The sequence below is a fragment of the Acinetobacter sp. YH16040_T genome, assembly GCF_024605785.1.
Classification (GTDB): Bacteria; Pseudomonadota; Gammaproteobacteria; order Pseudomonadales; family Moraxellaceae; genus Acinetobacter; species Acinetobacter amyesii.
The window spans coordinates 3,327,273-3,339,587 of the sequence record NZ_CP094541.1 but is presented as its reverse complement, the minus strand read 5'-3'; the positions used below and the strand labels follow the sequence as shown (position 1 = coordinate 3,339,587).

The window sequence follows — 12,315 nt, the reverse complement described above, 5'->3', positions numbered from 1 at the left end:
ATGAGTAATACTAAAATTTTTAGAAATGCATTCTATTTGTTAACTAGAACAATAGTTGTTTTAATAATTTCACTCTTTACAGTTCGTGAATTATTAAATGTTTTAGGTGCTGATAGTTATGGTCTTTTTAATTTAATATTTGGTATTGCTGTTTTATTTACATTTATTAATGGTGCTTTAACTGTTTCAGTACAAAGATACTTAGCTGTAAAAATTGGTGAAAATGATAATAATGGTTTACGGGATGTATTTTTAACAAGCTGTATAATTAATATTGGAATGGGATTTTTAATAGCTTTAATGATGTTGGTGTTTAAAAACATAATCATATATGAACTATTAAAAGTTGCCAATAGTTTTTATGTTGCAGAACGTCTATATATTTTAGCAATTTTTAACACCTTTATTATATTTTTGCAAACACCTCTTATTGCTTTGATTAATATTTATGAAAAAATGAAGATTATAGCCTATGTAGGAGTTATTGATGTATTTCTGAAACTTTTTTCTGTTTACATTTTAAGCAGTCTTTCTGGGTCTGTTGTAATAAACTATGGGATTTTTTTTACTGTAATTACTTTTTTTATATTTATTGTGTATTTCTTTTATTGTTTTATTAAGTTTAGGCAACTATTTATTTTAAACGAATTTAGATTAAAAAGTCTCAAAGAAAATTTATACTCAATTAGTAGTTTTATGGGGTGGACATTAATTGGGAATTTCTCTTGGATGAGTAAAAACCAAGGAATTAATGTTCTTTTAAATATGTTTTTTGGGTTGGTAGCAAATGCTGCTTATGCTATATATAATAATGTATTTAATTCAATTAATAATTTATTAAATTCAGTAACTAATGCAATTAAGCCTCAAATTTTTATTAGCTATTCAATAAATGATATTTCTAGGTTTAATAATTTAATACTGTATGGAACTAGATTTTTTACTTTAGGTGTGGTTGTAATTGTTGTTCCAATTATTATTTTTAGCAACGAGATACTTTTGTTCTGGTTGAAAAACCCACCTCAGTATGCTGTCGACTTTGTAAGCTTAGGTATGCTGGTTTTAGTAATAGAATCATTATCTATTTTTTTAACAATCGGTGTACAAGCTGTAGGAAAAATAAAGATTTATCAGATAGTTTTAGGTACACTTTTGTTATCTAATATTCCAATAATATTTTTGCTATTTAAATTAAATTTTTCAGTAAATTCATATATGTATGTTCTTATGATAAATGCACTAATATGTTTTTTCTCTAGATTGTATTTTTTAAGAAAATATGTTTTTTTTGATGTTGTTAATTTTATTAAGATGTGTGTATTAAGGTTGTTAGTGTTGTTATTGATTACGCTTTTTTTTAATAAAATTATCTATGAATTTTTATTATATCAAAAATTTAATTCGCTAACTTATATTTTAATAATACCATTTTTGATATTGATTAATTTAATTTTGGTTTATTTTTTTGGTTTGGATAGAAAGGATAAGTTGGATATTAATGCTATTGTAAGCAAATTTTTAGCGAGGAATTGAAAGTGTTTTTTACTAAAAAGAGTTTTAACTCGAAAGTTTATGGTTGGTCTCGTAAAGATAAAATGCCTAATGTAGGTGATGAGTTAGCACGAAAAATAGTGAAAGAAGTCGTACTATTTAATGATATCAATGAGGTTGATTTCTCTAGTCGATACAAAAATAAAAAATTAATGTCTATTGGTTCTGTTATGCATTTTGCTAAGACAAATGATTTGGTTTGGGGGACGGGTGTTAATGGAAAGGTTAATACCGATTTACATCAATTTAAACAATTAGATGTGAGAGCTGTAAGAGGACCACGGACAAGAAGTTTTTTAATGGAGCGGTGTATCGAGGTTCCTGAAATTTATGGGGATCCAGCTTTATTGAGCTCAATTTTTTTTCCAAAAAGTGCATTTACTAATATAGAAACACGGAAGCCATTTTTGGTAATTCCACATATGAGTGAGATAGATACATATAAAAAGAAGTTTTTAGAAGATGAAATTTGTAGTCCATTACAACACCCATATCAGTTTCTTCAGAAAATTTTATGTGCAGATAAAATTTATTCTAGTTCTTTACATGGGATTATTTTGGCAGAAGCATATGGGATACCTGCTGTTAGGATTAATTCGGATAATGGTGAGGATGAATTTAAATATATGGACTATTATGAGGGTACTAATAGATGTATTCCAAGAGAGTTTGGCGAGTTTTGTGGTTTTAAAACTGAAACCTATGATCAAATTGTTGATTTAGAAAAAATTCAAAAAGATTTAATTTCTTCATTTCCTTATGATTTTTGGAATAATTAAAATGAAAAATTTAAACATTTACTATACTCCATATTCAAATGGGATTAATTCTTATACTAATAGGATGGTTGAAATTTTATCTAGACAAGGTAATGTTGTTAGATTAAATAGAAAAAATTTGTTTAGAAAATTTTTAACACTAAATTATAATGATGTTATTGTGGTAAATTGGTTAGAAAATAATATAGTTTCAAGAGGTGGAAAGATAAGTTATTGGGGATTTATATCTACCTTATTTATGTTTTTATTTTTTAGATTGTTTTTTAAAAAATTTATTTTTGTAAAGCATAATCATTATCCACATAATTGTAATGAGAATGATATAGATTTAGCAATTAGAATGGTTTGTTTTTTGGAGAAAATTTCCACTATTAGTGTTGTTCATTCTATGGTTGAAGAGACTGAAAATAGGCAGTACATACCTCATCCATTGTATTTTGGGGGTGAAATTAATACGGTAAAGAACAATAATGAAACTAACGCCTATATAATTTTTGGAAGTATCTCAAGGTATAAAAAAATTGAAAATATTTTATGTAAACTACCTGAAAATATAAATTTAATTGTAGCTGGAAAATGTGTGGATTTAGAGTATTTAAAAGAGCTAAAAGATCTAAGTTTTGGGCGAAATAATATAGAGTTTATTACAGACTATATTGCCGATGAAGATGCTATAAAATTAATTAAAAAATGTAATGGTATGATTATTTGTCATAATGATAAAGATATGATTGTATCTGGAAGTTTTTTTTATGCTATCTCTGTAGGTAGTAAAGTTTATTGTCTAGAAAATTCATTTTTTAAATGGGCGAGTCTAAACCTTGGTAATGAATATATTGAAATTTTCGAAAACACTGATAGCATGCTTCAAAAAATAAGTGATGTAGGTGATTCTTCAATTTGTGTTTTAGAAAATAATCTTAGTCCATTTAATCTATTTAATGATAGGATAATTGGTGAAAAGTGGGAAAAAATTTTAAAATAGTATCTTAATGTGGAATCAAGTTAGTGCTTAAATTAGAGAAACTGTTACATTTTCTTATCATTATTTCTTTATGTATTCCTGGTAAAATTAAGTTTGGTGAGTCTGCTCCTCATTATGGTGGGGCGGAATTTGCTTTGGTTGCATTTGATATTCCTTTTATTTTTCTTTGTTTATTTAAGTTTTTAACTTTATCAATTCAACCTTCAAAATTTTCTATTATAAACAACAGTTATTTGAAATTATTGTTTATATATATATCTTTAAATATTTTAATATTGCCTTTTTCAGAAAGTTTAAATTATTCAATATTTGAGATAGTAAGATTAATTAAGTACTTTGTATGGTTCTTGCTATTATCTTCATTTATTCGAGTGTTACGTAATCTTGATACTGTGCTATACGCATTAGCTTTTATTGTTATTTCTCAATTTTTAATTGTATTAATTCAGAGCTCATTAGGGGTTACTATCTCAGGTTGGAGAAATAATGAAGTAACCGATTTGAATATGATTGGCGAAACAATGTTCCGGGCTTCAGGTACTTTTGGCCATCCTGGTATTTTATCGCAGTTTATAGTTGTAATTTCCCCAATTTTTTTGATGGCATTTAGGAGTTTTTCTGGGATTAAAAGTAAATTTTTCCTATTAATTTCAATTTTTTCAATCTATATTGTTGTGCAAACTTATGCTCGTACAGGTATTTTTATCTTATCTGTTATTTTGTTTGTTTTTTATGTTGCTTATATTTTTGATCAAAAAAGAATAAAAAATAAAATTTATGGATTATTTTTAGGATTTATGTCGGCTGTTTTTCTGTTTAAATCTTTTAGCGATCAAGTTATGTATCGGTTTAATAATGCAGACGTAAGTAGCTCTAATACTCGAAATCAGCTTAATAATGTGGCATTTGATATGTTTTTTGATAATCCATTTTTTGGTGTTGGTTTAAATACATTTACTGAGGTTTTATCTCGTTATGATTCATTTAATGTTGTTTCTTATTTAAATTATCCAGTTCATAATATTTATTTGTTAATATTATCTGAAACGGGTATGGTTGGTTTTGTATCGTTTATGATTATTAATTTTTTTGTGATTATAGACTTGTATAGAATTATGGTTTCTCAATACTTTATTTCTATCGGAAACTTTGCTTTTAGTTTTCTTTTAGCATATTTAGCAATGTTGCTCTTTGCATTTTTAGGTTGGAGTTGGCGTATTGATTGTATGCAAGGAATTTATTTTTTGCTATTAGCCTGTGCTAGTACGTTAAGATATAATTTAAACTTAAAAGTTGAGTCTAAAGACAAATGAAGAAAAAAATATCTATATTATATCATCATTTTCCTCATTATCGTGCACCAGTAATGAGAGCGTTATCCAAATCAAAAAAACATCAATATGATTTTTATGGTTCTACTGATGATTTTGAGGGTATTAAGGCGTTTAAAGGTGATGATTTTGTCACAATAAACCCTATTTTATTTACTTTTGATAATAAAGGTAAAATGGATATTTCTGGATATGAGAAAGCTATTTCTAATGATTATGATGCTACTATAATCATCGGTAATATCAACATGAAAGGAACTTGGAAAGCTCAAAAAGAAGCAAATAGAAACGGACTAAAAACTTTATATTGGGCTCATGGGTGGTTAAAAAAAGAAAATTTCATTAAAGCTAAAGTCAGAAATTATTATTTTAAAAAAGCTGACAAAGTGCTTACTTATGGTAGTCGTGCTAAAGTTATTGCTACGTCAACAGGTTTTAATCCTAGTAAAATACAAGTAATTTGGAACTCTTTAGATTTTACTAAACAAACAGAATATTTTGAGAAATATAAAGATATTGAACGCTTTGATTTAAGAAATAATATTGGAATGCCTAACAATAAAATTATGCTCTTAACAATATCACGCGTAACAGATATTTGCCATTATGAATGGCTAATAGATGCAGTAGCGTATTTAAAAAACAGTAAAAATTTAGATTGTGAAATTTGGATGATTGGGGAAGGTCCTGCTTTAAATGGATTAATTGAATTAGCAAAAGATAAGAACGTAAAATTAAATTGCCAAGGTGCATTATACGATGAGGAACTTATTGCTCAGCATCTTATGTCAGCAGATATAGTAGTAAGTCCTGGTAAGTTAGGCTTAACAGGTATGCATGCTCTAGCATACGGGACACCTGTTGTTACACATGGAAATTTTGATTTACAGATGCCAGAAGTTGAAGCTGTAATTGAAGGTCAATCAGGCGTGTTCTTTAAGTACGGAGATCCTACAGATTTGGCGAATAAAATATCTGAGTTTTTACCACAAATTTGTTCTTATAACTCTATTCGAGATATATGCCGTAATTCTTTAATTGGGCGATTTACACCAGAAGATCAAGCTCGATTAATAGATGAGGCGATTGACGAGGTTCTAAATGAGGACTAATAATTTTAATAAACGGTTAACATCAAGCATTAATGAAAAACCGTTAACAGTAAAAGATGAGATTATAGAATTATGTAAGTCACACGTTGAGCCTAAATGGAAAGCTGGCCTCCGTTTATTCTTAAATATGTATTTATCTCGTAAGATGAAGCTAAGTTCATATGGTATTGGTTGTCAACTGGGTAAGCATTCTAAAGCATCAAGTACTATTTTAGGGCGTTATGCTTCTTTTGGCCCTTATTGTGAGTTTAATAGTCCATTAGTTATTGGTGATCTTACAATGCTCTCTTCCGAGGTTCTGGTAATAGGACAGGACCATGATGCATTCAACTCTAAATTACCTATGCGAATAGCATTTCCAAAAAATGATCGGCCAATAACAGTGATTGAATCTGATTGTTGGATAGGTGCTAGAGTAACCATTATGGAAGGTGTGCGAATTGGCCGAGGGTCTGTAATTGGAGCAAATTCTGTCGTAACAAAATCTATCCCTCCATATTCAGTAGCGGTAGGGGCACCAGCCAGAGTTATTAAACAGCGTTTTAATAATGAAGATATGAAAGAATATGATAGATATTTATACGGAGATGAATTTGAGGTGGTTAATTAATGAATCTACCCTTACAAGCATCTGAAAAAAAAGATCCATTTAAAGGTGCAGCATCCTTTTCATTGAGTCATAGGCTGACTCGCATATTGTGGTATTTTACATGGGCTTTACTAGCCTCTTGGACTCCTGCACCTTTGCATCGTTGGCGTGTTTTCTTACTTAAGCTTTTTGGTGCCAAAATACATACAACAGCACATGTCTATAGTTCAGTAAAAATTTGGTATCCAGCAAATTTAATTATGGATGAGCATGCTTGCTTAGCTCCTTATGTCAATTGCTATAATATGAATATTATTCATATTGGAGAAAAGGCGATTGTCAGTCAGTATGCAACGCTTTGCGGGGGTACTCATGATATTCGTGATCCAAAATTTCAGTTGATCACAAAACCAATCATCATTGAAAAGGGTGCATGGGTTGCTGCTAATGCATTTATTGGCCCAGGCGTGACTATGGCCGAATATTCTGTAGTCGGTGCTTGTGGTGTAGTATTTAAAAATACGGTACCAAATGGGATTTATGTTGGAAACCCAGCCCAATTTGTCAAAATGAGAGAGTTTAAAAATGACTAATAAAAATTTGGCAGTTGTGATTTTAACGCATAATGAAAGTATGCATATTCAACGTTCCATTGAATCTGTTAAATCCATTGCATCAGAAATTTTTGTCATTGACTCTGGATCTAAAGATCAAACGGTAAAAATAGCAGAAGAAAATGGAGCAGTTGTTTTACACCACTCATTTGTAAATTATGCAAAACAATTTCAGTGGGCTCTCGATAATGCACCTATCACAGCAGATTGGACGATGCGTTTAGATGCGGATGAAATTATAGAGCTGGATTTACAGGAAGAAATTCAAGCAAAACTACACCATCTACCTATGAATGTAGTTGGAGTAAATTTAAAACGTAAACACATTTTTATGAACCGCTGGGTGAAACATGGTGGACGGTATCCGCTCGTTTTACTTCGTATTTGGCGTACGGGGCATGGCCGTATTGAAGATCGCTGGATGGATGAACATATGGTGATTTCTGGTGGTGAAACGGTTACTTTTAAAGGAGGCTTTGCTGATCATAATCTAAATGATCTAACATTCTTTACAGATAAGCATAATAAATATGCAACACGTGAAGCAATTGACGTTATTAACCAGAAGTTAAATCTATTTGCACGTGATGAATCGTTAAATACAGAAAGTGCTTCTTTCCAAGCATCTATTAAACGAATTGGTAAGGAAAAAATTTATAATAAAATACCTTTTACCATAGCTGCTTTCTCTTACTTTATTTATCGTTATATCTTCCAACTTGGTTTTTTAGATGGGCGTTCAGGGCTCGTTTATCATTTTTTACAAGGTTATTGGTATCGCTTTTTAGTTGGTGCGAAAATTATGGAACTTGAAAAAGCGATTGAGGGTATGAGTGATAAAAAAGAAATTTTAAAAGAAATTTCAAGGCTAACAGGGCATAAACTGGCAGATGACTAAATGAAAATATTGTTTTACGGTATTAATTTTGCTCCTGAGCTTACTGGCATTGGTAAATATACAGGGGAAATGGCCCAGTGGTTTGCAGAACAAGGCCATGAAGTACGAGTTATTACAGCACCACCATATTACCCTGCATGGAAAGTCTCTGTAGGTTACAAAAATGCCTATATCACTGAGCAATGGCAGGGCGTAACAGTATATCGGACCCCGCTATGGGTGCCTGCACAGCCGAGTGGTGTGAAACGTTTAGTTCATCTCGCTTCTTTTGCACTAAGTAGTCTTCCAACTCTGTTTAAGCAATGGTCCTGGAAACCGGATGTCATTTGGACTGTAGAACCGGCTTTAATGTGCGCGCCAGCTACAGTCGCTTTTGCAAAAATGAATTGTGCAAAATCTTGGTTACACGTGCAAGACTATGAAGTAAATGCAGCCTTTGATATGGGATTAATCAAAGCTAAATGGCTTAGAGGTTTTGTGGAAGCATGTGAGCGTTGGCTAATGCGTTGTTTTGACCGTGTATCAAGCATATCTGGACAGATGCTAAAACTTGCACGTTCAAAAGGTATAGATAAGCAAAATATTATTTCTTTCCCAAATTGGGTAGATATCTCAGCTATTCAGCCTTTAAAAGGCGTTAGCCCATATCGGAAAGAATTGCAGATTAGTGAAGATAAAATTGTTGCCCTTTATTCAGGTAATATGGGGGGTAAACAAGGCCTGGAAATTTTAGCTGAAGCTGCGAAAATCATTTCAGATGAAAAAAACGATAATATTCAGTTTGTGTTCTGTGGTAATGGTGCAGGGCGTGCAGATCTAGAGCAGGCATGTACAGGTTTAAGCAATGTCATATTTATAGACTTGCAGCCTTTAGAGCGTTTGAGTGAATTGCTTGGTTTGGCCGATATTCACTTATTACCGCAACGCGCAGATGCTGCAGATTTGGTTATGCCGTCAAAACTTACAGGTATGTTGGCAAGTGGCAAGAGCGTGATTGCAACAGCTACTTCTGATACTGAATTAGGTAGCGTGATTTTAAATGATGCACAGTGTGGTTTGATTGTAGAACCCGAAAATGGTCAGGCATTGGCTCATGCACTTATTGAATTATCGCAAGATTCAGAGCAGCGTAGAATACTAGGTTGTAATGGCCGTCAATATGCAGAAAATTCACTATCAAAAGATAAGATATTAAAAAAATTCGAAACGGATTTATTAAATTTAATTTCTTAATAAAAAAGAGCGGCTGATTAGCCGCTCTTTTTTATATTTTTTATACACGTCCGTATAAATCTTCAAAACGTACAATATCATCTTCACCCAAATATGAACCTGACTGAACTTCAATCAGTTCTAGTGGTACTTTTCCGGGGTTTTCAAGCGCATGTGTTTCTCCGAGCGGAATATATACCGATTCATTCTCAGTGAGTAAGAAAGTTTCTTTACCTTTGTGAATGCGAGCTGTTCCACTGACTACAATCCAATGCTCTGCACGGTGGTGATGCATTTGTAAAGAAAGCTTTTGGCCAGGATTCACTGTAATGCATTTCACTTGGTGGCGTTGGCCATTATCAATGGAATCATAGCAACCCCAAGGGCGATATACTTTACGGTGAGTATCCACCTCGGTACGTTCATTTGATTTTAATTTTTCTACAATCTTTTTAATGTCTTGGACTTTATTTTTATTTGCAACTAAAACAGCATCAGGTGTTTCAATTACAACTACATCATCTAATCCAAGGACGCTAACTAAGCGACTGTCAGCGTGAATTAAAGAGTTGGATGTGTTTACAGCGATGATATCGCCACGGCAAACATTGCCATTTTGATCTTTGTTGCTGACTTCCCATACACTTTTCCAAGCACCTACATCACTCCAGTTGGCTTTAAGAGGCACAACAACAACCTGATCAGATTTTTCCATTACGGCATAATCAATAGAGTCATCAGGTGATTTTTTAAAACTTTCTTGATCTAAGCGTACAAAATCTAGATCATTTTTGCTGAGTTTGAATGATTCTTTAGCTTGATTTGCAATCGCTGAATTAAATTTCTGTAACTCTTGTAAATACACAGAAGCTTTAAACATAAACATGCCACTATTCCAAAGATACGAGCCTTGGTCTAAATATTGTTGGGCAGTTTGAGCATCTGGTTTTTCTACAAATTGATCAACTTTACATGCTTTTATTGCTTGGTCTGTAGAAATTGTGTCTGATGCTTTAATATAACCATAGCCGACTTCTGGTGAAGTAGGAACAATACCAAAAGTCACCAGTAGACCAGATTCAGCTGCTTCTAAGCCCACTTTAACAGCATCATTAAAAGCTTCTTGTTGCTGTATAACGTGGTCTGCAGCAAGTATGAGTAAAACAGGATCATCTCCATAAGAGAGGGCAAGTTCTGCGGCGGCAGCAATAGCAGGTGCAGTGTTTCTAGCAACAGGTTCAAGTAAAATTTTTGCGTTGATTTTCTGTTGCCTTAGTTGTTCGGCAACAATAAAGCGATGATTTTCATTGGTAACAATAATAGGGTTTTGAAAGTTATCAAGCGCATGATTTAATTTTGTAATTCTTTCTAAAGTAAGCTGAAATAATGTTTTTTCTTCAGTAATGGGTAAAAATTGTTTAGGATAGTTAGATCTTGAAAGTGGCCAAAGTCTCGTGCCAGAACCACCAGATAGAATCACAGGAATCATATTATGGGTCTCTCATAATTTTATTATTGCTTATCCTACATGAATATATATATAAATCAAAATAAATACAGTATTTCGTTCGATATTCAATAATATAGTAAACAATGATGAAAGTAATTTTAGAGTTTAATTGTCAAAAAATGATTGCGTGTTTATAATGCTGAAGAAAATATTAATTAATTATTTTATTGATTTTTCAAGACTTGGGATGGACTTTCTAAATAAATCAAGAATCTATGCAAAGGGTTTCATTGATAAGAATGGCTGTTTATATAATAAATTAAGCGATATGGGGAAAAAATGGCTTCTCGATTAAATGCGTCTTACGTATCAATTTTACAAAGATTTTGTGATGTGGTAGCTATTTATTGGGCTTTGTATGCTGTTTTTAATTTAAACTCATTAGCGATCAGCCATCAGGCTATGCTTATATTTTTAAGTATGGTCAGCTTTTTTCAATTGATTGGTGGATTGACCGATTTTTACCGCTCTTGGCGTGGTGTAAGCCTATTTGATGAATTGGTTGCTTGCTTAAAAAATATCTTCTTTAGCGCTTGTTTGCTTCTTCCATTTTGTCTTTTTTATTCTGATATTAGTTTAATGGTTCTGGTTCAATATTTTTGTGCAGTCTTAGTATTTATGGCAGTATTACGGATTTTTGTTCGTTTAATATATGCGATTTCCTTTAAAATATTCAAAAAATCTCGAAATGTAATTGTTATTGGTGATTCTGTTAAAGCACATAAGCTTTTTACTGATTTAAAAAAATCAGAGTGGATTGGATTTAATCCGCTGGGTATTTATTCATTTAATGAAAAAGCAGATCAATATGATTTTAATGGTAATGTAAATGATGCAATTGGCATTATTCATTCAGAAGAGATTAATCAAGTCTATATTGTGACAAGTCAGGAAAATATTCATCAAGTCGATAACCTATTAAAAATGCTTTCGGATACAACATGTTCAACAGTTATTGTCCCTGAGTTATTTAGTTATGATTTTTTATATTCTCGAGTAGAAGATATTAATGGGACTCCAATTATTCCAATCATCGATACACGTATTAAAGGAATAAATATATTTCTTAAGCGTGTCGAAGATATCTGTGTTGCTTCAACTATTTTAGTGCTTATTTCCCCCTTGTTATTGTGTATTGCGATTGCGATTAAGCTCAATTCTAAAGGTCCTGTATTCTTTAAACAAATCCGTTATGGCTTAAATGGTAAACCAATTTTAGTTTATAAATTCAGAAGCATGTCTGTTATGGAAAATGGCGCTAAAGTTACACAGGCTGTGAAAAATGACCCACGTGTGACTAAGGTTGGTGCATTTTTACGAAAAACATCTTTAGACGAGCTTCCTCAATTTATTAACGTTGTTTTAGGCAATATGTCTGTTGTTGGACCTCGACCACATGCTGCTGCACATAATGAAGAGTATCGGAAGTTGATTACTGGCTATATGCTGCGCCATAAGGTTAAGCCTGGCATTACAGGATTGGCTCAGATCCGCGGTTGGCGGGGCGAAACAGATACTTTGGATAAAATGGAAAAACGTGTGGACTGTGATTTGGAATATATCCGCACATGGAGCCTGTTGTTGGATTTAAAAATTATATTTTTAACTATTTTTAAAGGTTTTATTAATAAAGCTGCATATTGATGCCAATTAAAAACCGAAAGCTAATGTTTTATGGATTTATTAAAATCTAGCTTAGACTTTAATAAATATGATGGTAAATTTAAACTTAGA

11 protein-coding genes are annotated in these 12,315 nt (G+C 31.9%); 10 read left to right on the top strand and 1 reads right to left on the bottom strand.

Annotated elements, in window-relative coordinates; all coding sequences use genetic code 11:
* From MST16_RS16445 to MST16_RS16405, 9 genes are all read left to right on the top strand, one after another.
* A complete protein-coding gene (locus MST16_RS16445; RefSeq protein WP_180091989.1) occupies positions 1-1,533 on the top strand; it encodes a lipopolysaccharide biosynthesis protein in 1,533 nt (510 codons plus the stop codon).
* Positions 1,534-1,535: 2 nt separating this feature from the next.
* A complete protein-coding gene (locus MST16_RS16440) occupies positions 1,536-2,330 on the top strand; it encodes a polysaccharide pyruvyl transferase family protein (protein WP_218951704.1) in 795 nt (264 codons plus the stop codon).
* Position 2,331: 1 nt separating this feature from the next.
* Entirely contained in the window at positions 2,332-3,315 is a 984-nt protein-coding gene (locus MST16_RS16435; protein WP_180091987.1) for a hypothetical protein, read from the top strand.
* A 23-nt stretch (positions 3,316-3,338) separates the two neighbouring features.
* The gene (locus MST16_RS16430; protein WP_180091985.1) at positions 3,339-4,628 is read left to right on the top strand and encodes an O-antigen ligase; all 1,290 of its coding nucleotides are present in this window, start codon (positions 3,339-3,341) and stop codon (positions 4,626-4,628) included.
* On the top strand, positions 4,625-5,758 hold the full coding sequence (locus tag MST16_RS16425) for a glycosyltransferase family 4 protein (protein ID WP_180091983.1): 1,134 nt from the start codon (positions 4,625-4,627) through the stop codon (positions 5,756-5,758). The genes MST16_RS16430 and MST16_RS16425 overlap by 4 nt, the downstream gene beginning before the upstream one ends.
* A complete protein-coding gene (locus MST16_RS16420) occupies positions 5,748-6,368 on the top strand; it encodes a DapH/DapD/GlmU-related protein (protein WP_180091981.1) in 621 nt (206 codons plus the stop codon). The genes MST16_RS16425 and MST16_RS16420 overlap by 11 nt, the downstream gene beginning before the upstream one ends.
* A 134-nt stretch (positions 6,369-6,502) precedes the next feature.
* The gene (locus MST16_RS16415) at positions 6,503-6,940 is read left to right on the top strand and encodes a hypothetical protein (protein WP_257245663.1); all 438 of its coding nucleotides are present in this window, start codon (positions 6,503-6,505) and stop codon (positions 6,938-6,940) included.
* Positions 6,933-7,859 (top strand): glycosyltransferase family 2 protein, encoded by a 927-nt coding sequence (locus tag MST16_RS16410; RefSeq protein ID WP_180091977.1) that lies wholly within the window; start codon positions 6,933-6,935, stop codon positions 7,857-7,859. Before MST16_RS16415 ends, MST16_RS16410 begins: the two co-directional genes overlap by 8 nt.
* Positions 7,860-9,092 carry a glycosyltransferase WbuB gene (locus MST16_RS16405; RefSeq protein WP_180091975.1) on the top strand — a complete coding sequence of 411 codons (1,233 nt, stop codon included), beginning with the start codon at positions 7,860-7,862 and terminating at the stop codon, positions 9,090-9,092.
* A 40-nt stretch (positions 9,093-9,132) separates the two neighbouring features.
* Here MST16_RS16405 and MST16_RS16400 read toward each other — a convergent pair whose 3' ends face one another.
* A complete protein-coding gene (locus tag MST16_RS16400) occupies positions 9,133-10,560 on the bottom strand; it encodes a mannose-1-phosphate guanylyltransferase/mannose-6-phosphate isomerase (RefSeq protein WP_180091973.1) in 1,428 nt (475 codons plus the stop codon).
* 300 nt (positions 10,561-10,860) lie between these two features.
* Here MST16_RS16400 and MST16_RS16395 point away from each other — a divergent pair, with 300 nt between their 5' ends.
* Positions 10,861-12,225 (top strand): undecaprenyl-phosphate glucose phosphotransferase, encoded by a 1,365-nt coding sequence (locus MST16_RS16395; protein WP_180091971.1) that lies wholly within the window; start codon positions 10,861-10,863, stop codon positions 12,223-12,225.
* Positions 12,226-12,315: the final 90 nt, after the last annotated feature.